Below are 26840 nucleotides of genomic sequence, written 5' to 3'. Positions count from 1 at the left end.
TGGGTTTCGACGCGGGCGATCATCAGGTCGACCATGGTGATGATCTGTTGTTCGTTGAGTTGGTGGAAGACGATGATGTCGTCGATGCGGTTGAGGAACTCGGGGCGGAAGTGTTTCTTCAGCTCGTCGTTGACCTTGTTCTTCATCCGCTCATAGTTCGACCCGGTGTCGGTGCCGGAGGTGAAGCCGAGGCCGACGGCTTTGGAGATGTCCTGGGTGCCGAGGTTGGAGGTGAAGATGATGACGGTGTTCTTGAAGTCCACCGTCCGCCCCTGCCCATCGGTCAGCCGGCCGTCTTCGAGGACTTGCAGGAGGGTGTTGTAGACCTCCTGGTGGGCCTTCTCGATCTCGTCGAACAACACCACACTGAACGGCTTGCGGCGGACCTTCTCCGTCAGCTGCCCGCCCTCTTCGTAGCCGACGTAGCCGGGGGGTGCGCCGAAGAGGCGGGAGGCGGTGTAGCGGTCGTGGAACTCGCCCATGTCGATCTGGATCAGGGCGTCGTCCTCGCCGAACAGGAAGTTCGCCAGCGCCTTCGACAACTCCGTCTTACCCACACCCGAGGGCCCCGCGAAAATGAACGACCCCGACGGGCGCTTCGGGTCCTTCAACCCCGCCCGGGTGCGGCGGATGGCCTGGGAGACGGCCTTGACGGCGTCCTCCTGGCCGATGATCCGCTTGTGGAGCTCGTCCTCCATGCGCAGCAGCCGGGAGGTCTCCTCTTCGGTCAGCTTGAAGACGGGGATCCCGGTCCAGTTGGCGAGGACCTCGGCGATCTGCTCGTCGTCGACCTCGGCGACCACATCGAGGTCGCCGTCCTTCCACTGCTTCTCCCGCTCCGCCTTCTGGCTGAGGAGTTGCTTTTCGTTGTCGCGCAGCTTCGCGGCGCGTTCGAAGTCCTGGGCGTCGATCGCCGATTCCTTCTCCCGACGCACATCGGCGATCTTCTCGTCGAACTCCCGCAGATCCGGCGGCGCCGTCATCCGGCGGATCCGCATCCGCGCGCCGGCCTCGTCGATCAGGTCGATCGCCTTGTCCGGCAGGAACCGGTCGTTGATGTAACGATCCGCCAGGGTGGCGGCCGCGACCAGGGCGGCGTCGGTGATCGTCACCCGGTGATGCGCCTCGTAGCGGTCGCGCAGACCCTTGAGGATCTCGATCGTGTGCTCCAGCGACGGCTCACCCACCTGGATCGGCTGGAACCGGCGCTCCAGGGCGGGGTCCTTCTCCACGTACTTGCGGTACTCGTCCAACGTGGTCGCGCCGATGGTCTGCAACTCACCCCGCGCCAACATCGGCTTCAGAATGGAGGCGGCGTCGATCGCGCCCTCCGCCGCACCCGCACCCACCAACGTGTGGATCTCGTCGATGAACAGGATGATGTCACCGCGGGTCTTGATCTCCTTGAGGACCTTCTTCAACCGCTCCTCAAAGTCACCGCGGTAGCGGGACCCGGCGACCAGGGACCCGAGGTCGAGGGTGTAGAGCTGCTTGTCCTTCAGCGTCTCCGGCACCTCCCCCTTGACCACCATCTGCGCCAGACCCTCGACCACCGCGGTCTTGCCCACACCGGGCTCGCCGATCAACACGGGATTGTTCTTGGTGCGCCGCGACAGCACCTGCATCACCCGCTCGATCTCCTTCGTCCGCCCGATCACCGGATCCAGCTTGCCCTCACGCGCCGACGCGGTCAGGTTCCGACCGAACTGGTCCAACACCAACGACGACGACGGCGTCCCCTCACCCCGCCCACCCGTCTCCGTGGACTCCTTACCACCCTGCGAATACCCCGACAGCAGCTGCAGGACCTGCTGACGCACACGATTCAAATCAGCCCCGAGCTTCACCAGGACCTGGGCGGCGACCCCCTCGCCCTCACGAATCAACCCCAACAGGATGTGCTCGGTCCCGATGTAGTTGTGCCCCAACTGCAACGCCTCACGCAGCGACAACTCCAAAACCTTCTTCGCCCGCGGCGTGAACGGAATATGCCCCGACGGCGCGTGCTGACCCTGACCGATGATCTCCTCGACCTGCTGACGCACACCCTCCAACGCGATGCCCAGCGACTCGAGAGCCTTCGCCGCGACACCCTCACCCTCGTGGATCAACCCAAGCAAAATGTGCTCAGTGCCGATGTAATTGTGGTTAAGCATCCTGGCCTCTTCCTGAGCCAGAACGACCACCCGCCTCGCGCGGTCGGTGAACCTCTCGAACATTCGCCACTCCCTGACAGCTGCGCCGGCGGCCCTTGTCCACGTCCTGCACGTGGAGTCAGCACCGTGAGACCACTGTAGTAGGCCCGACCCCGGCCTTCAGTGCCACTCGCGGCCGGTGCCCAGCTCTGCCGATCCCTTCTCGTCTGTCCAACGTGCGGGTACGTGGGGAGATTCCGCAAGGCGTGGCGTGTCCGCTCAGCGCGAACAGAGGTACCTGCCCAGGCCGGGCAGCTTCTTGTCAGGAGATGACCACGACCCGGTCGGACCGGGTAAGGTAAGGCATGCCTCACCTAGCGGAAGGCCCAGGAAGGAGGGGACCGTGCGGAGCAACCTGAGCCTCCGTTGGGCGGAATCCGGCCCGGGAAGTGCGCGATGACCGCGGGCTACCGGACCGCCGTTGCGGCGCGCGGACAGCACGCCCACCTGGCGGAGTCACTCGCCCGGGTTAATCCGCGGCAGTCGCGCGCGCAGCTGCGGTTCGGTCTGCCGGAAGGACCCGATCGGTGGGTCGGCTGCGACGAGTTCCTGCGCACCCCGGGCGCCTTCGACCAGTGGCGCGACGGCCTGGCCGGGTGGCTGCGGGACAAGTACTCGGATTCCCCCGATCGGACCACAGCCGGCTACGTGATGACTTGGTACCTGTGGGTCCCCGGGTACCTCGCGGGCCTGTTGTTCCACCACGAGCGCCGCATCCCCTCGCTGCGCCCCGCTGACCTGGCCTTCCGGATGGCCGAGCCGCGGCCGCACCCGGACGCGATCGCCGTGCTGTCCCCCCGGTTCGTCTGCCTGCCCGACGACCCGGCGGCAGGTGTGCCGGAGGCCACAGTGGTGCCCGACGAGCACGCGCTGGCCGCGTTGCTGCGGGGTCGCTTCGCCGCGCACGCCGCCCGGTTCGTGGAGGTCTACGGGCCCCAGGTGCGGCTGGGCAAGCGGATGCTGTGGGCGGCGGCCACCGACGTGCTGGACAGCTCCCTGTGGCTCGCGGGCCGCTACGGCGGCACGGAGACCGAGGGCGTGCTCGACGCCGCCCTGGTGCTCGGGGACGGGCCCGCGCCGTTCACCTCCGGCTCCACCCTGCGCCCGCAGCCGACCGGGGAGTGGGCGCGGCGGCGGGAGAGCTGCTGTTTCCACTACCTGCTCGCCGAGGGCCAGGGCACCTGCGCGTCCTGCCCCCGCCTCGGTCGCAAAACCGAACCCGCGCGGTAACCAAAGGTGATCTCCAGTGAATTCTGGTGATTCCCGGTGCGGTATCCACCGGATCACTCTGGGAATCACCAGAACGGCCAGCCCGAATGCGTTAACAAAGTACGACTGAAAGCGCAAGAGGCTGCCGCCCCAAACCGGGCGGCAGCCTCTTATGCCTGGGTGGTGCTGCTCACGCCTGCTCGTTGTACGCGTCCAGAACCTCGGTCGGGATTCGGCCGCGGTCGGAGACCTTCATCCCCTGCTTGCGCGCCCACTCGCGAATCGCCTGGTTCTGCTCGCGGTCGGCTGTCGCCGTTCGCGGCGCGCGACCGGGTGGGCGCTTGCGCCCCCCGGAACGGCGCGCGTGCTCGAGGAAGTCGGCGAGTATGTCGCGCAACTTCTCGGCGTTGTCGGTGGAGAGATCGATCTGGTAAGCGGCGCCATCCAGCCCGAACTCTACGGTCTCCTCGGCCTCCGAACCATCGAGGTCGTCAACCAGCGAAACCGTGACCCTCTGCGCCATCGCGCCTCCTCCGGCGTGGAACTGCCCGCTCCCCCGCTGGTCGGACCCGCGCATAACGCGTGGTGCACAACCCGTCGCCAAGTGAACTGGCTCGTCGGTGAGCAACGGCAACTGGGAGAAATACTTGCCACCGGCAGGCTAGCGCAAATCCAGCGGATTGCGTTAGTGCCTGATACCCGAACGGGTCATTCCGGGCGGACCAGGGGGAACAGGATCGTCTCCCGGATGCCGAGACCGGTGAGGGCCATCAACAGCCGATCAACACCCATTCCCACCCCGCCCGACGGTGGCATTCCGTACTCCAGCGCACGCAGAAAGTCCTCATCGAGGCGCATGGCCTCGTCATCACCGGCGGCGCCCAGTCGCGACTGATCCTCGAGCCGTTCCCGTTCCACCACCGGGTCCACCAGTTCGGAGTAGCCGGTGGCCAGCTCGAATCCGCGCACGTAGAGATCCCACTTTTCCGCGACGCCCGGCCTGCTGCGGTGCTGGCGGGTCAGCGGCGAGGTCTCCACCGGGAAATCGCGCACGAACGTCGGCGCGTGCAGGTGATCCCCCACCAGGTGCTCCCACAGCTCCTCGACGAGCTTGCCGTGCCCGTACTTCGGGTCGACGTCGAGCTCGAGGCCCGCGGCGTGCTTGCGCAGCAGGTCAGCGGGGGTGTCGGGGGTGATCTCGGTGCCGAGCGCGGTGGACAGCGACTCGTACATGGTCAGCGTGGTCCACTCGCCGGACAGGTCGTACTCGGTGCCGTCGGCGAGGGTGACGACCTGGCTGCCGAAGACCGCGTCGGCGGCCTCCTGGATCAGCTGCCTGGTCATCACCGCGTTGCTGTCGTAGGTCGCGTAGGCCTCGTAGTACTCCAGCATCGCGAACTCCGGCGAGTGCGAGGAGTCGCTGCCCTCGTTGCGGAAGTTGCGGTTGATCTCGAAGACCTTCTCCAGGCCGCCGACCACGCAGCGCTTGAGGTAGAGCTCCGGGGCGATGCGCAGGAACAGGTCCATGTCCATCGCGTTGGACTTGGTGACGAACGGCCGGGCCGTCGCGCCGCCGTGCATGGTCTGCAGCATCGGGGTCTCGACCTCGATGAAGCCGCGGTTGTGGAAGCTCTCCCGCAGCGACCGGACCACCGCGGCCCGGCTGCGCACGGTGTCGCGGGCGCGCGGGCGCAGGATCAGGTCGACGTAGCGCTGGCGGATCCGGGTCTCCTCGGCCAGGTCCTTGTGCGCGACCGGCAGCGGGCGCAGCGACTTGGCCGCCAGCCGCCACTCGTCGGCGAGCACGGACAGCTCGCCGCGCCGGGAGGTGATGACCTCGCCCGCGATGAACACGTGGTCACCGAGGTCGACGTCGGACTTCCAGGCGGTGAGCGCGGCCTCGCCGACGTTGTTGAGGCTGAGCATGGCCTGCAGCTCGGTGCCGTCGCCCTCGCGCAGGGTCGCGAAGCAGAGCTTGCCCGTGTTCCGGATGAACATGACCCGGCCCGTGACACCCACCTTGTCACCGGTGGCCGTGTCCGCGGCCAGGTCCGGGTAGGCGGCGCGGACCTCGGCGAGGCTATGCGTGCGAGGCAGCTCTACCGGGTACGGGTCGACGCCCTCGGCCAGCAGCCGCGCGCGCTTCTCGCGGCGGATACGCATCTGCTCAGGCAGGTCTTCGCCGGTCGCGGGGTCTGTGGGCAGCTCGTCGGTCACGCAGGGAAGGGTACGGAGACCACCGTTGACGACCCAAACGGGTATCCACACCCGCCATGGATACGGTTGGTCCATGCAGGATCCCGACTCGTTCACCAAGCGGGCCGCGTCCTTCGGGACCAACGCGGTCGCCTACGCCCGGCACCGCCCCCGCTACCCGGACGAGGCCGTCGAGTGGGTGGTCGGCGACCACACCCGCGTCCTGGACCTCGCGGCGGGCACCGGCAAGCTCACCGAGACGCTGCTGGAGTTCGGCCTGGAGGTCACGGCGGTCGAGCCGGATGACCTGATGCGCGCGGAACTCATCCGCTTGCTGCCGGACGTGCACGCGCGCAAGGGGACGGCGGAGGAGATCCCGTTCCCGGACGCGTCGTTCGACGTGGTGGTGACGGGGCAGGCGTTCCACTGGTTCGACACGCCTGAGGCGTTGACGGAGATCACGCGGGTGTTGCGACCGGGTGGGGTCTTCGGGGCGCTGTGGAATTACGACGACGTGAGTGTGCCGTGGGTGGCTGGGCTGGCTGAGCTGGTCGGGGATGCGCCGCACGGGGAGCACACGCCGCGGCACGAGCGGTTGGGGGAGGCGTCGCGGGAGACTTGGCGGCATTCGCAGCGGCGGACGGTTGAGTCGATGCTGGCCAGTTTGGGGACGCATTCGCGGATGCTGGTGATTGAGGAGGCGGAGCGGGTGGCGTTGTTCGACAAGTTGCGGACGTATTTGTGGTCGAGGGCGGAGACGTCGCAGGGGGAGTTTGAGCGGCCGATTGTTACGTCAGGGGTTAAGGCTGTGCGGGTTTAGGGTCGGATCGGTCGGCCTCGTTGCCTGGCGGCAACCTCGGCCACCCGGATCGGACGCCTCGTTGCCTGGCGGCAACCTCGGGCCCGATCCGCGACAATGCGGAAAAGCTCGATGCGGTGGACCTGTTTTGCGCGGGGCCCCTACGACACCCGTGGCAGAACCGCAAAGCAGGGGCCCAAAAGCAGGCCCTGCCGCTGAACGACGCTACGGGTGCCGTCCCCCCACACAAAACAGGTCCACCCCATCGAGCACTTGGCACCAGCGAGTCCGACTGTCCAGGTGCTGGGTTGGCAGGGCAGCCGAGAGCGGGCTGGGATGGCACCGGCCGGTCCGAGTGTCCAGGCGCTGGGTAGGTAGGTTGGGGCGGACCTGACGGGGAGCGGGCTGGCACCGCAGGGTCCGACTGTCCAGGGGCTGAGTGGGTGGGCTGGGGCGGACCTGACGGGGGGCAGGTTGGCACCGCAGGGCCCGATTGTCCGGGGATTGGGCCGGGTGGGCTGACGGGTGGTTGTCCACAACGTGGCTTGTTGTCCACAGGCCCTGCTGGTCGCTGCCCCGGTTCTGTCGGGATCCGTCAATAGGCTGTATATCGGGGGCTCTTGCGGCAGATGATCTTGCGTGGGGCGGTTGGCACCAGCGAGTTCCGGGTGTCGGGGGCTGGGTTGGTGGGTTGGGGCGGACCTGACGGGGAGCGGGCTGGCACCGCCGGGTCCGGGGGTCCAGGGGCTGGCACTGTGGGTTGGGGCGGACCTGACGGCAGTCGGTTGGCACCGGGGGCTCCGAGTGTCCAGCGGCTTTTACGCCGTTGTCCTTAAGGCGCGTCCAGTAGATGGGGCAGTTCTTGGTGCCGTAGTGGGCGGCGGTGACCTAGCGGCGGTTGCGCTCGAAGACCAGGCGCAGGCCCAGGAGGGTTAGTTCGGGGTGGTGGTGCTCGATGGTCTCCGCCTCGTCTACTACGAGGGGGGCCAGGCCGCCGGTGGCTATTACGGTGGTGGGGCCGGTGTGGCCGGAGCGGGAGAGTTCGGTGGTTATTCGGCGGACCAGGCCGTCTACTTGGCCTGCGAAGCCGAACATGATGCCGGATTGGAGGCATTCCACGGTGTTTTTCCCGATCACCGAGCGGGGGCGGACCATTTCCACCTTGCGGAGGGCGGCGGCGCGGTCGGCCAGGGCGTCGACGGAGATTTCTATTCCTGGCATGAAGACGCCGCCGAGGAATTCGCCTTTGGTGGAGATCACGTCGATGTTGGTGGAGGTGCCGAAGTCGACCACGATGCAGGCGGTGTTGTAGAGGTGGTGGGCGGCGAGGGTGTTGATGATCCGGTCGGCGCCCACCTCCTTGGGGTTGTCCACCAGGAGGGGGACGCCGGTGCGGACGCCGGGTTCGACGATCACCCGGTGGACGCCCTGGTGGTACCGGGTGAGCATGCCGCGCAGTTCGCGCAGGACGGCGGGCACCGTCGAGAGGGCGGCGATGCCGGTGATGGCGTCGGCGTGCTGGCCGAGGAGGCCGCGCATGGTCATCGCCAGCTCGTCGGCGGTGATCCTGGCGTCGGTGCGCATCCGCCAGTCCCGCAGGAGCTGGTCGCCGTCGTGGACGCCGAGGGCGATGTTGGTGTTGCCGACGTCGATGGTGAGGAGCAAGGTCAGCTCTCTGGCGCGAGGAGGGCGTCGAGCTTGGCCGCGTCGGCGGTTTCGGCGGGGGGTTCGGTGACCGCGCCGCTGAGCAGGCCGGAGTCGGCCGGGGCGTGCGCGGCGTCGGTGCCGAGGTGGGCGATGCGGTTGTCGGCGTCGACGAAGACGACCTTGGGTTCGTAGGTGGCGGCCTCCGCGGTGTCCATCACGCCGTAGGCGATGAGGATGACCAGGTCACCGGGGTGCACCAGGTGCGCGGCCGCGCCGTTGATGCCGATGACGCCGCTGTGCCGCTCGCCCTCGATGACGTAGGTCTCCAGGCGGGCGCCGTTGGTGACGTCGACGATGGCGACCTTCTCCCCCGGGAGCAGGTCGGCGGCCTCCAGCAGGACCGGGTCGATGGTCACCGAGCCGACGTAGTGCAGGTCGGCCTGGGTGACGGTGGCCCGGTGGATCTTGGACTTGAGCATCGTGCGCAACATCGCGGACCTCTCCTATCCGTGCGTTCCGAGGTCGGCGCCGCCCAGCAGCAGGCCGACGTTGTCGATGAGCCGGGTGCCGCCGAGCCGGGCGGCGACCAGCAGCCTGGCCTCGCCCCGCTCGGGGGCGGGGCCGAGGTCGGGCCCGCGCAGCGCGAGGTAGTCGACCTCGAGCTCGGGGGTGCCCGCCAGGACGGCACCGGCCGCGGCGAGCACGGCCTGAGCGCCCTGGGCGCCCGCGTGGGCCCCGGCGGTGAGCGCGGCCGACAGCGCGGTCGCCGCGGTGCGCTGGTCGGGGTCGAGGTAGGCGTTGCGGGAGGACTTGGCGAGGCCGTCGCGCTCGCGGACCGTGGGGATGCCGACGACGTGCGCGTCCATGTCCAGGTCGCGGACCATCTTCTTGATCAGCACGAGCTGCTGGAAGTCCTTCTCGCCGAACAGCGCGTAGTCCGGGCGGACGATGTTGAACAGCTTCGCCACCACGGTCAGCACGCCTGCGAAGTGCCCCGGCCGGACGGCGCCCTCCAGCTCGGCGCCCAGCGGTCCGGGGTGGACGGTGACCTGCGCGCCCTCGGGGTACAGGGCCTCGCGCTGCGGGGTGAACACCAGCTCCGCGCGCTCGGCCTCGCACACCTCCAGGTCGGCCTCCAGCGGCCGCGGGTAGCGCTCGAAGTCCTCGCCCGCGCCGAACTGCAGCGGGTTCACGAAGATCGACACCACCAGGACCGTGTTCGGGATCCGGCGGGCGCGGCTGAGCAGCTCGCGGTGGCCCTCGTGCAGCGCGCCCATGGTGGGCACGAACGCGATCTTGCGGCCGGTCGCGCGCAGGGCCCGGGTGGTCTTGCCCAGCTCCTCCGGGGAGGTGTGCACGTGCAGCTTGCCTGGGGTGAAGCTGGGCCTCATGGGGTCTCTTCCTCGATCGCGGCGGTGACCTCGGGGGCCAGGTCGGGGCGCAGCAGGCCCGCCTCGGTGGCCCGGCCGACGGTGCGCATCGCCAGGGCGCGGTAGGCGGGCAGCATGTGCGGGGCCTGCTCGGCGAGGACCTTGACGTGCCGGGCGACGGTGCCCGCGTCACCGCGCGCGACCGGGCCGGTGAGGGCGCGATCGCCGTGGCGCAAGGCGTTGTCCAGTGCGGCGGACAGCAGCGGACCGAGCAGCCGCTCCGGGGTCGCGACCCCGGCCGCGCGCAGCAGGTCCACGCACTCGCCGACCAGGGTGACCAGGTGGTTCGCGCCGTGCGCGAGGGCCGTGTGGTAGAGCGGTCGGGCGGCCGCGGGGACCCGCACCGGCTCGGCGCCCATCTCCACGACCAGCGCCTCGGCCACGTTCCAGGCCACGTCGTCGCCGTCGGCCGCGGTGATCCCGAAGCTGCACGCGACGATGCGCTGCAGGTCCTCCTCGCGGCCGGTGAAGGTCATCACCGGGTGCAGCGCCAGGCCGAGGGCGCCGTGTTCAGCGGCCGGTTCGAGCACCTCGACGCCGTGCGCGCCGCAGGTGTGCACCACGATCTGGCCCGGCCGCAGCGCGCCCGCGGCGGCGAGCCCGCGGACCATGCCGGGCAGGGCGTCGTCGGGGATGGCGAGCAACACGAGGTCAGCCTGCGCGGCGACCTGGTCGGGCGGGAGCACGGCGGCCCCGGGCAGCAGTTGCTCGGCGCGGCGCAGCGATTCGCGCGACACGGCGGACACCGCGGTCACGGTGTGCCCGGCGCGGGCGAGGGCGGCCCCGAGCACGGCACCGACCCGACCGGCGGACACGACCCCCACCGACAGCCGAGCTGGCCTGCTCATGAGCGACCGGCCTTCACGCGCGGCACCGAAGACATGGCGAACAAGCTCCCTAGCCTCGTTCCAGTCCCGCAACGGCGCGGGTACCGGACGACGACGCGAGAGTAGCCGTCGCGCGCGCCGCGGGTGAGCTCCGGGTGACGCGCTTCACCGGGTCGCGCGCGCCACATCGACCGCCTTGCGGCGGGCCTGCCGGACCACGTCGAGCAGCCGCGCCTCCCGGCCTGCGGCGTCGATCCCCGCGCTGCCGGCGGCCATGGCGTGCCGGAGGAAGGCCAGTTCGCTGACCGCGGACTGGTAGTCCTCCACCGCCCGCGCCGCGTGCGGACCGGACTGGGCGCGCACCCGCGAACGCCAGCTCTTGCGGCCCTTCATGCTGGCCAGCAGGTCCACTTCGGACACGACGATGAGCCCGGCGTCGACCATGGCGGGCAACCCGGCGGCGACGATCCGCTGCTCGCGTTTGCGGTGCCAGTGCACGAAGTACACGACCGCGCCGAACAGCGGGACCATCACCAGGAAGTACACGGTCAGGAAGGTGTTCGCGGTACCGATGGTGGCGGTCGTGTTCCACAGCGCGTGCAACACGACGGCGGCGAGGTAGCCCAGCAGCGGGGCCAGGACCCGGGCCCGCTTGGTCGCCGACCTGGCGGCCACCCCGATCCCGATGCCGATCATGACGGTGAACAGCGGGTGGGTGAACGGGGAGAGGACCCCGCGCAGGATGAACGCGGCCACCACCCCGGGCGAGGTGCTGTCGCCGAAGCCGTACTCGGCGAACGCGCGGCCAAAGTAGTAGATGTTCTCGGTGAAGGCGAACCCGGCGGCGACCAGTCCGGCGTAGACGATGCCGTCGATGACGCCGTCGAACTCCTCGCGCAGGAACAGCAGGATGCCCAGCACGAAGGCGCCCTTGACGCCCTCCTCGACCAGCGGGGCGGACACCATGGCGCTGATCTTGTCGCCGCCGCCCTTGCCGAGCAGCAGGTCGCCGACCGCCTCGGCGGTGTTGTTGATCAGCAGCGCGGTGATGGTCGCGACGCAGGCGCCCCAGCCGAAGGCGAGCCAGAGCAACCTGGCCGGTTCCGGTTCCCACCGGTCCACCCACAGGAACGCCGCCACCACCGGTCCGACCGGCAGCAGCGCGCCAGCCACCCCGACCGCCTCGGCCACCCAGCCGACCCGGGCGGTGCTGAGCGCGAGCAGCGTCAACCCACACCCGGCTAGGACGAGCAACCCCGCCACCGGCAACAGAACCGTCAACCGCCGCGGGAGGTGCCGCCGCGGAACCCCGTCAGACACGACAAACGATCTTAGGGCCAACCCCGCCGGTCACTCCTCGCCACGGCGGCGGTGCCTGCGCGGCGCGTTCCCGGTCCCATGTGCGGCGAGGAGTTCGCTGACGGACTTGCCGGAGGTGTGCGAGCCGGTGTCCTCCGGCTCAGGGGCGATGGCTTCCTGCCAGGTCGGGGCCCCTTCGGCCCGTCGGCGCCGACCGCCGGTGTCGCTCTCCGCCTGGGCGTTGACCGGGGGAAACGTGCCGGTCACCGCGCGCCTGCGGCCACCCGGCTCGGGCGCGGGCCGCATCGCGACCTCGGTGCGCTCGGCGGCGCGGGGGCGGTGCACGGGCGGGGTCTCACGGGCCGCTGTCTCACGGGCCGCAGCGGGGACGGGCTTGGGTGCAGGCTCCGGGGGCGAGAGGCGGGCCGGGGGGTACTGCTCGGGCTGCCGACGGGCGGCCTCTTGGCTTACCTGCGGACTGGGGCGCGCAGAACTGAAGTCCGGAGGGCTGGGCCGCACCGCGGCGAAATCCACCTGCGGAGCGCCATTGGGCCTCGGTGCGGCGCCGTTGGGCTCGCGGCGCGCAGCAGTGAACTCCTGACTCGGCTGAGAACCAGGCGCGGCACCGTTGGCTTCGCGGGAGACAGCAGCGAACTGCTGGCTCACCTGAGGCCCAGGCGCGGCTCCATTGGGCTCACGGCGAACCGCGGCGAACTCTTGACTCACCTGCGGACCGCGCGGGTCGTGGCGAACCGCAGCGAACTGCTGACTCACCTGGGCGCCAGGCGCGCCATTGGCCTCACGGCGGACGGCAGCGAACTGCTGACTCGCCTGAGAGCCAGGCATGGCGCCATTGGCCTCACGCGACGCAGCAGCGAACTCCTGGCTGGCTTGAGACCCGGGAGCGGCACCAGTCCCCTCGCGACGGGCCACGGCGAACTCCTGGCTCACCTGGGGGCCGCGCGCGGCACCGCTGGCCTCCCGCCGAACGGGTCCGAACTCTTGGCTGACCTCGGGGCCGCGCTGCACCCGGGGCTGCGCGCCATTGGCCTCGCGGCGCACCGGGCCGAACTCCTGGCTGACCTCGGGCCCGGGGCGGGCACCGTTGGCTGCGGCGGGGCGGGGTCGGGCGGCGGGGTCGGCGTCCTGGCCGTTCTCCGGCCTGCGCGCGGGGCCGCGCTGCTGCGCGGCGGGCTGCTGCCGCACCGGCACCTGCTGGCTCACCTCGGGGCCGCGCGCAGCGGGCCGGGCGATCTCCTGGCTGACGTCCGCGCGGGCGGGTTCCCGGCGGACCGGCGCGGCCTCGGCGTCCTGGCGACCCGGGGTCAAGCTGCGCTGGGGCTGCGGGCCGGGACGGCCGGGCTTGGCGCGGTTCTGCGCGGGGATGGGGGCCTGGCGCGACGACTCCCAGGACGGGGTCCAGTCCGGGTCGATGCGGTCCGGCTCCTCCTCCCCTGTCCACGGTGGACGGGGGACGCGGCCGATGAGTTGGGTGTCTGGCTCGCCCGCCGCGGTGATGTGGCGGACCTGATTGCTCTGCCGGGCCGCGATAGCGCCGCCTTCAAGACCCCGCATCCGGGTCGCCTCAGCGTGCAGGGCAAAGCGTTCGACGAAAACCTCACCACCACCAAGAAGGACTTCCAGGCTCTGGCGGAGGTTCTTGAGCTCCTCGCGCAGTGCGTCAAGGTCGCCTGCGGTCTCTTCTTCTACCTTGCGTCGAGTGGTGGCCTCGACCTCGAGTTCGTATTCGCGGCGCGCGGCGACTTCGCGTTCGAGCTCCAGCTCGTACACGTGCTGCAGCTCAGCGGCCTCTTCAGCGCGGTCGGCGACCTGCCTCCGGTAGCGGGCAGCGAGGAAGGCCCCGGCTAGGGCGGCCCAGAGCGCGGCGACCACGCCCAGCCGCATCCACCGCAGTGAGTCGCTGAGGACCAGCACCGCGGTCGAGGCCAGGGCCAGGCCTAAAGCGGCGAGCAGCAGGGCGCGCGCGGCGCTGGAGCCCTGCGCTGGGGGGTCGGTCCGGCCCGTCATGGTGCCTACCGTACCTGTCCGTTACCTCAGCGAGATCAAATGGCGGGGGCAAGGTTCACCCGATCGAGGGTCGACGCTGGTCATCGTGGTCGGGCGGGGTGCGACAGCAGAACTCCAGCCAGAGCGCGCCGCCGATCAGCGCCGCCGCGCAGACCACGCCGACGACGGCGCTGGCGACGTCGTGGCGAGCCGCGTCGACCTGGGCACTCTCCGGTACGACGTAGCCGAGGACGCCCAACCAGGCGCCCAGCATGATCGCGCCGAGCAGGGAGGACGCCTTCGCGAGGGCGACCGCGCGGGCCGCGCTCAGCGCCTGGATCGGCTTGCCCGCCTTGATCCGGCTACGCAAACCGAACCCGAACAGGGCTTCCACAATGGCCAGCACCAACAGGGTGATTCCGGCAAGTCGTGGCAAGGGCGGCAGGTCCCCGTAGAACTGGCGCAACGCGAGGTAGCCGACGACCGCGCCGATGATCGCGGCAGGTACCAGGTCGCGGGCCTTGGTGAACCTCATCGCAGCTCCAAGTCGTCGCGTCTACGCACTCCGTCAGCGTCCAAAGCGGCCAACAACGCGTCAGCCCTACCGCGACCGGGCACGATCGCCTCTGGGTCGATGTCGAGCCAGGGGATCAACACTGTGGCGCGTTCGTGGGTGCCCGGATGCGGTAGCACCAACTCCGGATCGGAGCTGACTACGTCGTCCACCACGACAACGTCCACATCCAACGTCCGCGGACCCCACCGCAACTCGCGCACCCGCCCCGCAGCGTTCTCTAGCGCCTGTCCACGACGCAGCCATCCCCACGCGTCCGTGCCGGGGTCATCCACCACGCACACCGCATTGAGAAAGTCGGGCTGGTCGGTTACCCCCCACGCGGCCGTCTCGTAGACCGGCGAGACAGCGACAAGAACCTCGGCGAGCCCGTCCACGGCGATGCGCAGATTGGCCAACCTGTCCCCCAGGTTGGACCCGAGTGAGAGAACAGCGCGGCTCACTGGCGTCGGGAGCGGCGCACGGTGACCGCCACATCGGCAAAGCTCAGCGGGATCGGCGCAGCGGGCTTGTGCACGGTGACCTCGACGGCGAGCACGCGTTCGTCGGCCATCTCGCCGTCGGCGATCTCGGCGGCGACGGTCTCGATGAGGTCGCGCGACTGCCCGGCGACCACCGCGGCCGCGCGTTCGGCCAGCTCGCCGTAGTGCACGGTGTGCCGCAGGTCGTCGGTCGCCGCCGCCGCGCGCAGGTCGAGCCACAGCGTGATGTCGACGACGAAGTCCTGCCCGTCGCGCTTCTCGTGGTCGAAGACACCGTGGTTGCCGCGCACGCGCAGGCCGGTGAGGGTGATCCGGTCGGTCATCTGGCTCCCGTCATCGCGGCAGCGACGGCCACCGCGTCCAGCGAGCGCCGCACGTCGTGCACCCGCACCCCCCAGACGCCCGCGGCGGCCGCGATCGCGGAGACCGCTGCGGTGGCGTCCTCCCGACCGCGCGGGGGCCGCGGGGTGCCGTCCCCCTCGGCGAGCAGCTTGCCGAGGAACCGCTTGCGCGAGACCCCCAGCAGCACCGGGAACCCCAGGTCGAGCAGGGCGCCGAGGTCGCGCAGCAGCGCCCAGTTGTGGTCGCTGTTCTTGGCGAAGCCGATACCGGGGTCGATCGCAATGGCCCGCTCGGCGACACCGGCGGTCAGCGCGGCGTCGACCCTGGCCAGCAGCTCGGCGCGGACCTCGGCGACCACGTCGGTGTACTCGGCGAGCGCGTCCATGTCGCGGCTGTGCCCGCGCCAGTGCATCAGGATCCACGGCACCCCGCTGTCGGCGGCGACCCTGGCCATGTCCGGGTCGGCGAGGCCACCGGACACGTCGTTGATCACCACCGCGCCCGCGGCGATGGCGGCCTCGGCCACCTTTGCCCGGGTGGTGTCCACGCTGACCTGCACGCCTGCCCCGGCGAGCGCCTTGATCACCGGGACCACCCGGGCGATCTCGGTGTCCGCGTCGACCCGCTGCGCGCCGGGGCGGGTCGACTCACCGCCGACGTCGACCAGGTCGGCCCCGCCGCGCCAGATCCGCACCCCGTGCTCGACGGCGTCGTCGAGGTGCAGGTAGCGGCCCCCGTCGGAGAACGAGTCGGGGGTCACGTTGAGCACACCCATGACCGCGCACCGGCCGGGAGTGGGCAGCAGGGTCACCGGCTCCGCCCGTTGATCAATTGGATGGCCTCGGCCCTGGTGGACGGCGAGGTCTTGAGCAGCCCGCGCAGCGCCGAGGTGGTGGTCCGGGCGCCCGGCTTGCGGATGCCGCGCATGGCCATGCACAGGTGCTCGGCCTCGATGACGACGATCACCCCGCGCGGCTGAAGCTTGCGCACCAGCGCGTCGGCGACCTGCGAGGTCAGCCGCTCCTGCACCTGCGGGCGCTTGGCGTAGAGGTCGACCAACCTGGCCAGTTTGGACAGTCCGGTGACGCTGCCCTTCTCGTTGGGGATGTAGCCGACGTGGGCGTGGCCGTGGAAGGGCACCAGGTGGTGCTCGCAGTTGTGCGTGAGGTGCCCGGCGATCAGGAACGTCGGGTGCGGGTCGCAGGTGAAGCTGTACACGGTCGCCTCGGCGGCCACCGCGCGCACCGAGAGCACACCGGCCCATTCGGACTGACCGAGCGTGGTCGCGTGCTCACGGGGGAAACCGTGGCGCAGCAACCACTGCGCGTCCGCGCCTGGCGAGCCGACGGTGACCAGCTCGCGGGCGGGGGCGGCGGTCCCGGTCCACTCCACATGGGACCCGGCGACGTCCTTGGCCTCGGCCCAGCCGCGCGGGGTGGCCAGCGGGTGGTCGGCGGTGACGGTGAACACACCCGCGGTCGTGGTGACCTCGACCAGCTCGCGCGAGCGCTTCGCGGTGACGCCGATCACGTTCGTCTCCACCCGGCGACCGCCCACCAGGGTCCACAGTGGATCGCCGACCCGCACGTCCTGGGCGGCCACCGGCCCGCCGGGGGCGTCCACCGGCTGTCCGTGCGGCACGCAGGTCGAGTACATCGGGATGTCGGTGACGAGCACGAGCTCGTCGTGGCTCTCGTCGAAAGTCTTGTCCAGCACCGCATCCGGCTCGGTGTAGAGGCCCGCGAAGAGCTCCGAGTAGGCGCGGGCGACCCGGGCGGGGGTCTCCAGCAGGCCTTCCCGGTCGGGGTCCTCGCCGCAGGCGAGCAACAGCTCGCGGATCGCCTTCTCGGCCCGATCCTGGTCGAACGCCGGGGTCGGGACGTCGCGGGTGCTGAACGTCCCGACCCGGTCGCGGCTGGTTGTCATCGGTACCTCCGGATCGTCGCGGCACAACGCCGCCACCATCGCATCAGGAACCGTTGGCGCGCCCACCGGAGTCCTGATCCCGGTCAGTGGGATCCGCCGCGTGGTCACCGTGCTGCTGACGGTCACCGTGCTGCTGCTGCTGCGCGTCGTTGCGGCGCTCACCCCACGACGGCTGCCACGACTGGTGCGGGCCGGACGGCCGGGTGGGACCGGTCGCCGGGGTCCACCCGGGCGGGGCGCCGTAGTGCGGCGGGCCCGCGTGCCTGCCGGACGGCTGGCCGTAGGGCGGCTGGGCGCCGTAAGCGGGCGGGCTGCCGTAGGGCGGCGGGGTCCCGTACTGCGGCGGTGTCCCGTTCGGACCGACGCCGTTGCCCGGGGGCAGCTCGGGGTTGGTCCTGGGCGGGCCGCCGGGCAGGTCGCCCGCGCCGGGGATGGCACCGACCGGGGTCGGCACCGGCTCGCGCGGGCTCTCCTCCCAGGTCTCGCCGCGTTCGATGGCCTGCTCGCGGCGGGTCTTGATCGGCGGCTTGTCCGAGGGGGTGCGCTCGCCGAAGTCGTTGAACGCGGTGATCCGCGGCCGCTTCTCGACCTTGGAGAAGATCCGCTCCAGGTCCTTGCGGGTGAGCGTCTCCTTCTCCAGCAGCTCCACGACCAGGTCGTCGAGCACGTCGCGGTAGGTGTTGAGCACGTCCCACGCCTCGGTGTGCGCCGCCTCGATGAGCTTGCGCACCTCCTCGTCGATCTCGTGCGCGACCTCGAGCGAGTAGTCCGCGCCGTGGCCCATCGACCGGCCCAGGAACGGGTCGCCCTGCTCCTGGCCGTAGCGGACCGCGCCGAGGCGGGCGCTCATGCCGTACTCGGTGACCATCGCCTTGGCGATCTTGGTGGCCTGGTCGATGTCGCTGGAGGCACCGGTGGTCGGCTCGTGGAACACCAGTTCCTCGGCCGAGCGGCCGCCGAGGGCGAACACCAGCCTGGCGATCATCTCCGAGCGGGTCATCAGCTGCTTGTCGTCCTCGGGGACGACCAGCGCGTGCCCGCCGGTGCGGCCGCGGGGCAGGATCGTGAGCTTGTAGACCGGCTCCAGGTCGGGCATCGCCCACGCGGCGAGCGCGTGGCCGCCCTCGTGGTAGGCCGTGATCTTCTTCTCCTTGTCGGAGATGATCCGGCTCTTGCGGGCGGGCCCGCCGATGACCCGGTCGACCGACTCCTCCAGCGCGGCGGCGTTGATCAGCGCGCCGTTCTGCCGCGCGGTGAGCAGCGCGGCCTCGTTGAGCACGTTGGCCAGGTCGGCGCCGGACATGCCGACGGTGCGCTTGGCCAGGCTGTCGAGGTCGGCGTCGGGCGCCATGGGCTTGCCCTTGGAGTGCACGAGCAGGATCTTCTTGCGGCCGGTCAGGTCGGGTGCCGACACCGGGATCTGCCGGTCGAACCGGCCGGGGCGCAGCAGCGCCGGGTCCAGGATGTCGGGCCGGTTGGTGGCCGCGATGAGGATGATGCCGCCGCGCGCGTCGAAGCCGTCCATCTCGACCAGCAGCTGGTTGAGGGTCTGCTCGCGCTCGTCGTGACCGCCGCCGAGGCCAGCGCCGCGCTGGCGGCCGACCGCGTCGATCTCGTCGACGAAGATGATGCACGGGGCGTTCTGCTTGGCCTGCTCGAACAGGTCGCGGACCCGGGAGGCGCCGACGCCGACGAACATCTCGACGAAGTCCGACCCGGAGATCGAGTAGAACGGCACCCCGGCCTCACCGGCGACCGCCCTGGCCAGCAGGGTCTTGCCGGTTCCCGGCGGGCCGTAGAGCAGCACGCCCTTGGGGATCTTCGCGCCGAGCGCCTGGTAGCGGGCCGGGTTCTGCAGGAAGTCCTTGATCTCGTGCAGTTCCTCGACGGCCTCGTCGGCACCGGCGACGTCACCGAAGGTCGTCTTGGGCATGTCCTTGGGCAACTGCTTGGCCTTGGACTTGCCGAAGTTGAGTACCCGGTTCCCGCCGCCCTGGACGTTGTTCATCATCCACATCAGCAGCAGCAACAGCAGCACCAGCGGGATGAGGAAGATCAGGATCTGGGTCAGGAACGAGTCCTGGGTGACCGTGGTTTTGAACTCGGTCGAGGTCTTGGCGATCAGGGCCTTGTAGATGTCGGAGGTCGCGCCGTCCGGGTACTGCGCCAGGACCTGGGTGACCTGCTTGCCGTCCTGGTCGATCGGCGCGTTGAGGGTCAGCTTGAGTTGCTGTTCCTTGTCACCGAGCTCGGCGGTCTTGACGTTGCCCGCCTCGATCTGCGCGATGGCTTTCGACGTGGGCACCGAGGTGTAACCACGTGTGTCGTCGAACAGCATGCTGAAGGCGAAGTAGATCAACAACACCGCCAGGATCCACAGCAGCGGGTTGCGAAGCAGGCGCTTGCGGTCCATTCACTTACGGCCGCGAGGCGGCCTCCACCCTCCCTGACGTGCACTGAGGGCAATGACGACCCATTACCCAGCCGGACGGGGCACACTCCGGTTTCACCAGAGTACCGTCCGCGTTGGCACCCTCACCGGGCGAAGTGCCGGCGGAGCGCGCAACAGGGACAACGCGCCCGCGACGGGCTTGGTTCCCGCACCCACCTGATCGGTCCAGCGCGGACCCGGTGGGGTCAGGACGTGTAGACGCGCGGGTCGAGGGTCCCGATGTAGGGCAGGTCGCGGTAGCGCTCGGCGAAGTCGAGGCCGTAGCCGACCACGAACTCGTTGGGGATCTCGAAGCCCACGTACTTCACCGGCACGTCGACCTTCACCGCGTCCGGCTTGCGCAGCAGCGTGCAGACCTCCAGCGAGCGGGGCCCGCGCGAGGCGAGGTTCTTGAGCAGCCAGGACAGGGTCAGCCCGGAGTCGATGATGTCCTCGACGATGAGCACGTCGCGGCCCGCGATGTCGCGGTCGAGGTCCTTGAGGATGCGCACGACCCCCGAGGACGAGGTCGCCGAGCCGTAGGAGCTGACCGCCATGAACTCCAGCTGCACCGGTACCGGCAGCGCCCTGGCCAGGTCGGTCATGAACATGACCGCGCCCTTGAGGACCCCGACCAGCACCAGGTCCGCGCCGTTCTCCGGGTAGTCGTGCCCGACCTGCTTGGCGAGCTCGGCGATCTTCTCGTCCAGCTGCTGCTCGGTGATCAACACCGAGGAGATGTCGCCGTCGTACACGGTGCCCCTCTCAGGAGTTCAGCCTTGTGCACGTGAGCCTGCCATGTGCACGTCTAGCCACCAACCCGCCCGGCAGGGCAATCCCGCGCTGGCCGTGCCAGTCGGACAAGAGGGCGTCGGTGGCGCGTAGGTGGGCGTCGGTGAGTTCAGGCGTTCCCACCCGGGTCAGCCACGTGCGCAGCACCCTGCGGCGGACCGCAGGAGGCAGGGGGGTGAGTTCGGCCACCTCAAGCTCATCGTCGGTGCTGGCTCTTGCGTGAGCGTCGGCTGCGAGGTCGTCGAGCGCTGCTAGGTCGTCGCGTAGCTGCGCGGCGGTGCGGGCTAGAGCAGCGGTGACCCCGCCTTGGAGGACGTCCTCAAGAAGCGGCAAGACCTCGTGCCTTAGGCGGACGCGGGTGAAGCGGGGATCCGCGTTGTGTGGGTCTTGCCAGGGCGTGATGCCGAGGGCCTGACACGCGGCCTGCGTGGCTGTCCTGGGGATGGTGAGAAGTGGACGGGCCCACGGGCGGTCCAGCGGGCGCATGCCCGCGATAGAGCGTGGACCGGATCCGCGGCCAAGCCCGAGCAAGACGGTCTCCGCCTGATCGTCGCGGGTGTGGCCTAGTAGGACCCAGGCTCCGTCAGCAGCGGCGCGCAGGGCGGCATAGCGGGCGCGGCGGGCGGCGGCCTCCAATCCGCCCTTACCGTCGACTGTGACCGGCAGGACGCGGACGTCATCGAGACCGAGAGTGGCGAGCTGCTCAGCAGCGCGGGCAGCCGTGTCGGCGGATCCCGTTTGCAGCCTGTGGTCGACGATCAGGCCGGTGACCGTTAGACCCGCCTTGTGACTCACGTAGGTCGCGGCGGCGGCCAACGCCAAGGAGTCGGCACCACCAGAAACGGCGACGGCGACCCTACCTTCCGGCTGGGCTTCGTCGAACAGATCACGTACAGCGCGCCTGATGTCCGCCACCGCCGGATGGGGCTTCTCGGTCACGTGACGCGGCGGATCCAGGCGGACGGATCGCTCAACTCGCTGCGCAACGGCAGCGTCTCCGGTGACGTCCAGATGGTGTTGAACCTGTCCATGCCGACCTCGGAGACCACATGCGAGGTGAACTTCGCGCCTACGGCGTACTGCTTCATCTTCGCGTCCACGCCCAAGAGGTTGCGCAATACGCGATCTAGCAATCCACCGCCTCGCCTGCGCACAGTGAATCGCTCTCGGATGGTGGCCACCGTCGGTACGACGATCGGGCCGACAGCGTCCATGACGTGATCGGCGTGGCCTTCCAAGACGGTGGAGATGGCGATAAGTCGGTCGAAGACCGCACGCTGCTCGGGCGTCTGCATGGCTTCCATCAGCCCGAGTGGACCGCCAGAAGCAGTGGGGTCTGGCTTTGTCCTGGCCCTGCGCAACAGCTCAGGCAGCCTCGCCACAGCACTGTTGGCGTTCTCGTCGAGGCCACTCAAGAACGTTGCCACCTGCTCTTGGAAGTAAGAGCGCAACCAAGGCACTGCGGTGAACTGCAGCCGGTGGGTGCATTCGTGGAGGCACACCCACATGCGGAAGTCTTCCGGCGGCACATCCAACGCTTGGTGCGCGGCCACGATGTTCGGCGCCACGAGCAGCAACCGGCCACCGTCGCCGCCGCCGAACGGGTCGTATTGGCCGAGGACACGGCTGCTCAGGTAGGCCAAGACCATCCCGGCTTGCACACCAGCGGTCCCCGCCATGACGCTGCCGACAACCCGGCTGGGCCGACTGGGCAGGGCATCCGTGGTGAGCGCCGCGATGCTGTCCGCGGCCGCCTGGATCCACTGCTCCCTGTCCACAACGTCCCCGGGGAGCAACGGCAGCCCCAGGCCGAGCCCGGTCAACCGGCGCACGTGCGCCTCGGCGTCCGCGGTGACGTCCCGCAGCCTGCCGACGGTGTGCTCGGCGACTTCCCTGGTCACGACCGGTCCGGGGCGGACGAGCCGCCGCGCTGTCGAGACCGCCAGATCCCAGTCGACCGGAGGCGCCCCGCCGGTCGACCTCACCACGTCCGCGCCGGTCGTGTTCACCCTCCCGACGCTACCGGAGCGCGGGTGATCTCACCTACAACCGCATTGGCGCAACGCCGCCGCCACGGCGTCCAGCGCGGGCTGGGCCGCACCGGGTACCGAGCCGTTGGACATCAGGGCGAACACCAGGAGCCTGCCGTCGGTGTCGAGGACCACCCCGGCGAGGGAGTTCACGCTGGACAGCGTGCCGGTCTTGGCGCGCACCCAACCCTTGCCCGGCGAGGCTGCCGGACCCTGGTAGCGGCCCGCGAGGGTGCCGCTGCCACCGGCGACCGGCAGCGCACCCAGCAGCGGCCGCAGCTTGGCCGTGCGCGGGTCGGCGCCGTCGGGGCCAGCGGCCACCTTGAGCACGTCGGCGAGCAGTGCGGCGCTCACCTGGTTCAAAGTGGACAGTCCGCTGCCGTCGTCGAGGGTCACCTTGCTGGTGTCGAACCCGTTGTCCTTCAAGGTCTTGATGGTGGCGGTTGAACCGCCCGCGAAGGAGGCCTCCTGCCCGGTGGCCTTCGCGACCTCACGGGCGAGCGCCTCGGCGAGCACGTTGTCCGAGCGCTGCAGGGTGTTGTCGACCAACTCGACGACCGGCGCGGAGCGGACCTCGCCGAGCACCTTCGCGTCCGGCTTGACCTGGGTGGTCGCCTTCGTGGGCACCGTCGCGCCGATCCGCTTGGCGAACTCCTCGGCCAACGTGCGCGCGGGGTTCGCCGAGCGCGACGAGACCGCCTTGGTCGGATCGGCCCGGCCGCCGTCGAGCATGGCGGGCACCATCGGGGCGATGTAGCCGCCAGCGACATCAGCGGGGATCCAGCCCTTGGCAATGCTGTCGCCGGTGTACCTGTCGAGGTCGAGCAGCACGGTAGTAACCGGCCCCTTGGCCTTGACCTGCGCGACGAGGTCGTCGAGGTGTGCAGCGCCGGGGTAGACGGTGTTCTTACCCGCCGCGAACGACGACAGAGTGGGGTCGCCCCCGCCGATAATCACCACAGTGCCGGGTGTGTCTCCCGCGACAACCTTGGTGGACAGCTGAGCTGCGTGCGGTAGCGCCAACAATGCGGCGGCACTGGTAAGCAGCTTTGCGGTGGACGCGGGCACCAGCGTGGTGTCCGCGTTCTGCGCGAAGAGGACCTCACCACTAGCGGGGTCGACGACGGTGCCGGTAAGCGTGCCGAGCACCGGGTCGCTTGCCGGACCTGCCAAAGCAGCTCGGACTCCCGCCGCAGTAGGCGCCGGGATGTTCGCACTTGGGCCCTTTAGCGTCGGCGCGAACTGCACAGCGGCAGGCGGAGGTGCGATGACGACGTCCGGTTCCGCTGCCTTAATCCCCAGCTTCTCCCGCACGCCAGGCACAAACTGAATGGTGGCGGCGGCACCCAACACGAGCAGCACGACTAGAGCCATCGCCACCAACATGCCGATGCGCGGACGCTTGCGCGGCTCCTCCGGCACGGGGGCCTGCTCAGCGAGCTGAACAGGCGTCGGCTCCCTGGTGATGTCGGCGACCTTGATGACCTGAGTGCTCTCGACCTGACCAGGGTTTGGCTGACCCGGGTTCTGCTGACCTATAGGGCGCCCACCAGGCCCCGGCCTGCCAAGCGGGGGCTGCGGCCGACCACCGAAGGGCGGCTGGCCAGCAGGTCCCTGCGGGCCGCGTGGCGGGCCGTCGGGAAGGGGCCCACCTGGTCTGGCGGGCGGTTGGGCGTGCGGCGGCGCACCCGGGCCGGGCGGCCGGACCCCACCCTGCGGCGGGCGGCCCGCCTGCGGGCGCGGCGGCCCACCAGGCCGCTGACCCTGGGGTCGCCCGGTCGGGAACGCGGCCGTCGAGTCGGCACCGGGTTTGTCGCCACCGGGTTTGCGGGTCGGCTGGGTCGTGTCGCTGCCCTTGCCGGTCAACGGCGGGAAGTTCACCTGGGTCGGCCCCTCGGCGAGCTTGCCGCGGGCGCCGACGTGCACCGTCACGTCCCCGGCCTGCTCCGCAGGCTCCGGTTTCGCCGGTTCACTCGAACGTGGAGTGCCGGTCCCGGGCGTGTCGGGGACGTGGGTCTCGTCACGTAACACGGGTCCGGTACCGCCCCCGGGGGCCGCCGCGGCGGGCCCGTCGTCGTCCACACTCGGCCACGCAGCGTCGTCGGATCCGGGCCACCCCGGGTTGTCGTCTGCCACGTCAGGTAGACGTTTTGCCTGATCACCAGGTTGCCGCCGGGCCGGATCCCGATCCCCGCCGTGCTCTGGTCCCGCCTGCGGCACGCCGCGTCCTCCCCCTGTGCTAACGGTGAACGTCACACCCGGATCGGTTCGGGCCGGGGCGACACCGTGGTCCACACTAGTGAGGTAGCAGAGGAAGCGAGCAGGAGCGAGGACACGTCAGTGGAGTTCGACGTCACCATCGAGATCCCCAAGGGGAATCGCAACAAGTACGAGATGGACCACGAGACTGGTCGCATCCGGCTCGACCGCACCCTCTTCACCGCCACCCAGTACCCGGCGGACTACGGCTTCGTGGACAACACCCTGGGTGAGGACGGCGACCCCCTCGACGCGCTCGTGCTGGTGCAGGAGCCGACCTTCCCGGGCTGCCTGATCCGCGCCCGCGCCATCGGCATGTTCCGCATGACCGACGAGAAGGGCGGCGACGACAAGGTCCTGTGCGTCCCGTCGCACGACCCGCGCACCGAGCACCTGCGCGACATCCACCACCTGGCCGAGTACCACCGGCTGGAGATCCAGCACTTCTTCGAGGTCTACAAGGACCTGGAGCCCGGCAAGAGCGTCGAGGGCGCCAGCTGGGTCGGCCGCACCGAGGCCGAGGCCGAGATCAAGCGCTCCTACGAGCGCCTCAAGGAATCCGGCCTGACCTTCCACTGAGACACTTTCTCCCGCCACCCGCCCCCTCTTCCCCGCCCGGCATCGTTCCCGGCTTTGGGTGGGGACACTCGGCCTTCCCGGTTCGGCGGGCGGACGGGGTTCCTGGCTTGGTGAGCTCGACGAGCAGGTGAGTCCATCTCGTCTGGTGGCAAGAGTCTTCGTGAACACCCCCGTGCACCTCTGGTGGCGGGGGTGTTCGCTATTCGCGGACCCAGCGCAGGCGGCCGAGGGCGTCGACGTCCGGCCGGTACTCGGCAGGACTTTCCCCCTCTAAGCGAGAAGCTGTGCGATCAAGCAGTTCGGTCACGTCGCTAGCGTGCCGCTGCATCGCCGGGAAGCGGTAGACGCTGCCTTCGTGCAGGTAGAGCACGGCACCGGACTCGCCCTTGGCGAACGGGACGTCCCCTTCGCGCCACCCGGGGTCCGCGCAGAGGTCCGCGGTGGTGGTGCGGATCTCCCGGACGGACAGGGGCTGGTAAGCGGGCGGGAAGGAGAAGCCGTCCGCGCCGACCCCGTCGTGCCTGCCGAGCGAGATGATCAGCTCGGCTGGCAACTGGTAACCGAGGTCGCGCTGCAGCCCGATCAGCTCGGTGCGGGTGGCCGGGGTGTTCCAGGCCGCGGCGGTCGCCGCGGCGTTGTCGGCCAGCCAGCCGTCCACCCGCGCCCAGGCCGCGTTGACCCTGCCCACCACGTCCGGGGTCGGTTCGACCAGCGTGAGCGGGCCCTCCGGCGGCCTGCAGCGGACCCCCGAGCTGGTCGCCGTGGTCGGCGCGGCCGCCCGGTCCGGCTCGATCGCGATGCCCAGGACCAGGGCGGCTCCGATGAGCAGCCCCCCTATGGCGAAGATCGCCACCACCACTCGCACCGATCACCCCCAGGTTGTCCCCCGCCAGGATGACAGAGACCTACACAGCCGGTGCACAGCCCGTTCCTGGGTAACAGTCGAACCATGGGCGACATGGACCACCACATCGAAGATCACGACCGGGGGCTCGCGTTCGACCTGGCCACGCTGGGTAGGCGGCGACTGCTGACGCTGATGGGCGGGGTCGGGCTGGCCGCGCTCGCGGGCTGTGGGACGGACCACACCGGCCACACCGCCGCCGCGTCCAGCACGACGACAACCACCACGACCGCGCGATCCCAGGCCGCGGCCGCCGCAGCGGCAGATTGCGGCGCGGAGACCCCGCAGGAGACCGGCGGCCCCTACCCCGCCGATGGCACCAACGGCCCGAACGTGCTCACCGAGAGCGGCATCGTGCGCAGCGACATCCGTTCGAGCTTCGGGAGCTCCACTACGACAGCCAAGGGCGTACCGCTGACGGTAGAGCTATCGATCGTCGACTTCGCGAAGTCCTGTGCTGCCATGCCAGGCGCGGCTATCTACCTGTGGCACTGCGACATCAACGGCAGCTATTCGATGTACGCCAAGGAACTCACCAACGAGAACTACCTCCGTGGTGTCCAAGAGGCTGACGCACAAGGGAAAGTGAAGTTCACCAGCATCTTCCCCGCGGCCTACTCCGGCAGGTGGCCGCACATCCACTTCGAGATCTACCCCAGCCTGGCCGAGGCAACCAAGGCAGGCGATCCACTTAAGACAACACAGTTGGCTCTACCCAAGGACATCTGCACCACTGTCTACGGCACCGAGGGCTACTCACAGAGTGTCCGCAACCTCGCGCAAACCTCTCTAGAGCGCGACAACGTGTTCAGCGACGGGTACGAGACCCAGCTCGCCGCGGTCACCGGCGATGTCTCCAACGGTTACGCGGCAACGCTAACTGTCCGGGTATGACAAACGACCCCGCACTCA

General features: G+C 69.9%; 23 protein-coding genes and 2 pseudogenes. 4 read left to right on the top strand and 21 right to left on the bottom strand.

Features of this window, described 5'->3' with window-relative positions; all coding sequences use genetic code 11:
- Nucleotides 1-2219, bottom strand: a 2219-nt coding sequence (locus tag LV75_RS16195) for an ATP-dependent Clp protease ATP-binding subunit (RefSeq protein WP_253887705.1), incomplete at its 3' end; no start/stop codon positions are given.
- A 372-nt stretch (nucleotides 2220-2591) separates the two neighbouring features.
- Here LV75_RS16195 and LV75_RS16190 point away from each other — a divergent pair.
- Nucleotides 2592-3425, top strand: a complete 834-nt coding sequence (locus tag LV75_RS16190) for a (2Fe-2S)-binding protein (RefSeq protein ID WP_253887704.1) — start codon at nucleotides 2592-2594, stop codon at nucleotides 3423-3425.
- A gap of 169 nt (nucleotides 3426-3594) precedes the next feature.
- On the opposite strand, the gene LV75_RS16185 is transcribed toward LV75_RS16190, so the two are convergent.
- Both LV75_RS16185 and lysS read right to left on the bottom strand, forming a co-directional pair.
- Nucleotides 3595-3927 carry a histone-like nucleoid-structuring protein Lsr2 gene (locus tag LV75_RS16185; protein WP_253887703.1) on the bottom strand — a complete coding sequence of 111 codons (333 nt, stop codon included), beginning with the start codon at nucleotides 3925-3927 and terminating at the stop codon, nucleotides 3595-3597.
- 185 nt (nucleotides 3928-4112) lie between these two features.
- Nucleotides 4113-5567 carry a lysine--tRNA ligase gene (gene lysS / locus LV75_RS16180; RefSeq protein ID WP_253887745.1) on the bottom strand — a complete coding sequence of 485 codons (1455 nt, stop codon included), beginning with the start codon at nucleotides 5565-5567 and terminating at the stop codon, nucleotides 4113-4115.
- Between the two features lie 127 nt (nucleotides 5568-5694).
- Here lysS and LV75_RS16175 point away from each other — a divergent pair, with 127 nt between their 5' ends.
- Entirely contained in the window at nucleotides 5695-6420 is a 726-nt protein-coding gene (locus LV75_RS16175) for a class I SAM-dependent methyltransferase (RefSeq protein ID WP_253887702.1), read from the top strand.
- 867 nt (nucleotides 6421-7287) lie between these two features.
- Here the strand turns inward: LV75_RS16175 and LV75_RS16170 are convergent.
- The 17 genes and pseudogenes from LV75_RS16170 to dacB form a co-directional block, all read right to left on the bottom strand.
- Nucleotides 7288-8064 (bottom strand): type III pantothenate kinase, encoded by a 777-nt coding sequence (locus tag LV75_RS16170; RefSeq protein ID WP_253887701.1) that lies wholly within the window; start codon nucleotides 8062-8064, stop codon nucleotides 7288-7290.
- A 2-nt stretch (nucleotides 8065-8066) separates the two neighbouring features.
- Nucleotides 8067-8537, bottom strand: coding sequence for an aspartate 1-decarboxylase (panD, locus tag LV75_RS16165; RefSeq protein WP_253887700.1), 471 nt, complete (start codon nucleotides 8535-8537; stop codon nucleotides 8067-8069).
- Between the two features lie 12 nt (nucleotides 8538-8549).
- On the bottom strand, nucleotides 8550-9437 hold the full coding sequence (panC, locus tag LV75_RS16160) for a pantoate--beta-alanine ligase (protein WP_253887699.1): 888 nt from the start codon (nucleotides 9435-9437) through the stop codon (nucleotides 8550-8552).
- Entirely contained in the window at nucleotides 9434-10324 is an 891-nt protein-coding gene (locus LV75_RS16155) for a Rossmann-like and DUF2520 domain-containing protein (RefSeq protein ID WP_253887698.1), read from the bottom strand. The genes panC and LV75_RS16155 overlap by 4 nt, the downstream gene beginning before the upstream one ends.
- Before the next feature lie 144 nt (nucleotides 10325-10468).
- Nucleotides 10469-11623, bottom strand: coding sequence for a PrsW family intramembrane metalloprotease (locus LV75_RS16150; RefSeq protein WP_253887697.1), 1155 nt, complete (start codon nucleotides 11621-11623; stop codon nucleotides 10469-10471).
- A gap of 30 nt (nucleotides 11624-11653) precedes the next feature.
- Nucleotides 11654-13630, bottom strand: a complete 1977-nt coding sequence (locus tag LV75_RS16145) for a DUF6779 domain-containing protein (protein ID WP_253887696.1) — start codon at nucleotides 13628-13630, stop codon at nucleotides 11654-11656.
- Nucleotides 13631-13685: 55 nt separating this feature from the next.
- The gene (locus LV75_RS16140; protein ID WP_253887695.1) at nucleotides 13686-14144 is read right to left on the bottom strand and encodes a DUF3180 domain-containing protein; all 459 of its coding nucleotides are present in this window, start codon (nucleotides 14142-14144) and stop codon (nucleotides 13686-13688) included.
- Nucleotides 14141-14626, bottom strand: coding sequence for a 2-amino-4-hydroxy-6-hydroxymethyldihydropteridine diphosphokinase (folK, locus tag LV75_RS16135; protein ID WP_253887694.1), 486 nt, complete (start codon nucleotides 14624-14626; stop codon nucleotides 14141-14143). The genes LV75_RS16140 and folK overlap by 4 nt, the downstream gene beginning before the upstream one ends.
- Nucleotides 14623-14988: a dihydroneopterin aldolase gene (gene folB, locus LV75_RS16130; RefSeq protein WP_253887693.1), complete on the bottom strand. Its 366-nt coding sequence runs from the start codon at nucleotides 14986-14988 to the stop codon at nucleotides 14623-14625. Before folB ends, folK begins: the two co-directional genes overlap by 4 nt.
- Nucleotides 14985-15818, bottom strand: coding sequence for a dihydropteroate synthase (gene folP / locus LV75_RS16125; protein WP_443612907.1), 834 nt, complete (start codon nucleotides 15816-15818; stop codon nucleotides 14985-14987). The genes folB and folP overlap by 4 nt, the downstream gene beginning before the upstream one ends.
- Nucleotides 15815-16162: pseudogene (gene folE / locus LV75_RS16120) on the bottom strand (GTP cyclohydrolase I); the annotation flags it as partial. The gene folP and the pseudogene folE, both read right to left, overlap by 4 nt.
- Before the next feature lie 468 nt (nucleotides 16163-16630).
- Nucleotides 16631-16933, bottom strand: a pseudogene (locus LV75_RS16115) (GTP cyclohydrolase I); the annotation flags it as partial.
- Between the two features lie 43 nt (nucleotides 16934-16976).
- Complete coding sequence (gene ftsH, locus LV75_RS16110; RefSeq protein ID WP_253887692.1) at nucleotides 16977-19346, bottom strand: ATP-dependent zinc metalloprotease FtsH; 2370 nt, start codon at nucleotides 19344-19346, stop codon at nucleotides 16977-16979.
- Nucleotides 19347-19570: 224 nt separating this feature from the next.
- Nucleotides 19571-20119 (bottom strand): hypoxanthine phosphoribosyltransferase, encoded by a 549-nt coding sequence (gene hpt, locus LV75_RS16105; RefSeq protein ID WP_253887691.1) that lies wholly within the window; start codon nucleotides 20117-20119, stop codon nucleotides 19571-19573.
- A 10-nt stretch (nucleotides 20120-20129) separates the two neighbouring features.
- Entirely contained in the window at nucleotides 20130-21071 is a 942-nt protein-coding gene (tilS, locus tag LV75_RS16100; RefSeq protein ID WP_253887690.1) for a tRNA lysidine(34) synthetase TilS, read from the bottom strand.
- A gap of 20 nt (nucleotides 21072-21091) precedes the next feature.
- Complete coding sequence (locus LV75_RS16095) at nucleotides 21092-22165, bottom strand: Rv3626c family coenzyme F420 biosynthesis-associated protein (RefSeq protein WP_253887689.1); 1074 nt, start codon at nucleotides 22163-22165, stop codon at nucleotides 21092-21094.
- Between the two features lie 30 nt (nucleotides 22166-22195).
- Complete coding sequence (gene dacB, locus LV75_RS16090) at nucleotides 22196-24118, bottom strand: D-alanyl-D-alanine carboxypeptidase/D-alanyl-D-alanine endopeptidase (protein ID WP_253887688.1); 1923 nt, start codon at nucleotides 24116-24118, stop codon at nucleotides 22196-22198.
- A gap of 408 nt (nucleotides 24119-24526) precedes the next feature.
- On the opposite strand from dacB, the gene LV75_RS16085 reads away from it, so the two are divergent.
- Entirely contained in the window at nucleotides 24527-25024 is a 498-nt protein-coding gene (locus LV75_RS16085; protein WP_204449986.1) for an inorganic diphosphatase, read from the top strand.
- A 199-nt stretch (nucleotides 25025-25223) separates the two neighbouring features.
- Here the strand turns inward: LV75_RS16085 and LV75_RS16080 are convergent, their stop codons facing one another.
- Entirely contained in the window at nucleotides 25224-25889 is a 666-nt protein-coding gene (locus LV75_RS16080) for an SMI1/KNR4 family protein (protein ID WP_253887687.1), read from the bottom strand.
- An 84-nt stretch (nucleotides 25890-25973) separates the two neighbouring features.
- Between LV75_RS16080 and LV75_RS16075 the strand changes: the two genes are divergently transcribed.
- Nucleotides 25974-26822 carry an intradiol ring-cleavage dioxygenase gene (locus LV75_RS16075; protein ID WP_253887686.1) on the top strand — a complete coding sequence of 283 codons (849 nt, stop codon included), beginning with the start codon at nucleotides 25974-25976 and terminating at the stop codon, nucleotides 26820-26822.
- The last annotated feature ends 18 nt before the right edge of the window (nucleotides 26823-26840 follow it).

The organism is Actinokineospora diospyrosa (genome assembly GCF_024171925.1).
In the GTDB taxonomy this organism is placed as follows: Bacteria; Actinomycetota; Actinomycetes; order Mycobacteriales; family Pseudonocardiaceae; genus Actinokineospora; species Actinokineospora diospyrosa.
This window is presented reverse-complemented; position numbering and strand designations above follow the sequence as displayed.

What these genes read in the sequence shown, in the direction of transcription:
- LV75_RS16190 (WP_253887704.1), top strand. Translation starts at nt 2,592, where the DNA reads ATGACCGCGGGCTACCGGACCGCCGTTGCGGCGCGCGGACAGCACGCC.
- LV75_RS16185 (WP_253887703.1), bottom strand. Translation starts at nt 3,927, where the DNA reads ATGGCGCAGAGGGTCACGGTTTCGCTGGTTGACGACCTCGATGGTTCG.
- lysS (WP_253887745.1), bottom strand. Translation starts at nt 5,567, where the DNA reads ATGCGTATCCGCCGCGAGAAGCGCGCGCGGCTGCTGGCCGAGGGCGTC.
- LV75_RS16175 (WP_253887702.1), top strand. Translation starts at nt 5,695, where the DNA reads ATGCAGGATCCCGACTCGTTCACCAAGCGGGCCGCGTCCTTCGGGACC.
- panD (WP_253887700.1), bottom strand. Translation starts at nt 8,537, where the DNA reads ATGTTGCGCACGATGCTCAAGTCCAAGATCCACCGGGCCACCGTCACC.
- panC (WP_253887699.1), bottom strand. Translation starts at nt 9,437, where the DNA reads ATGAGGCCCAGCTTCACCCCAGGCAAGCTGCACGTGCACACCTCCCCG.
- LV75_RS16155 (WP_253887698.1), bottom strand. Translation starts at nt 10,324, where the DNA reads ATGAGCAGGCCAGCTCGGCTGTCGGTGGGGGTCGTGTCCGCCGGTCGG.
- LV75_RS16145 (WP_253887696.1), bottom strand. Translation starts at nt 13,630, where the DNA reads ATGACGGGCCGGACCGACCCCCCAGCGCAGGGCTCCAGCGCCGCGCGC.
- LV75_RS16140 (WP_253887695.1), bottom strand. Translation starts at nt 14,144, where the DNA reads ATGAGGTTCACCAAGGCCCGCGACCTGGTACCTGCCGCGATCATCGGC.
- folB (WP_253887693.1), bottom strand. Translation starts at nt 14,988, where the DNA reads ATGACCGACCGGATCACCCTCACCGGCCTGCGCGTGCGCGGCAACCAC.
- ftsH (WP_253887692.1), bottom strand. Translation starts at nt 19,346, where the DNA reads ATGGACCGCAAGCGCCTGCTTCGCAACCCGCTGCTGTGGATCCTGGCG.
- LV75_RS16075 (WP_253887686.1), top strand. Translation starts at nt 25,974, where the DNA reads ATGGGCGACATGGACCACCACATCGAAGATCACGACCGGGGGCTCGCG.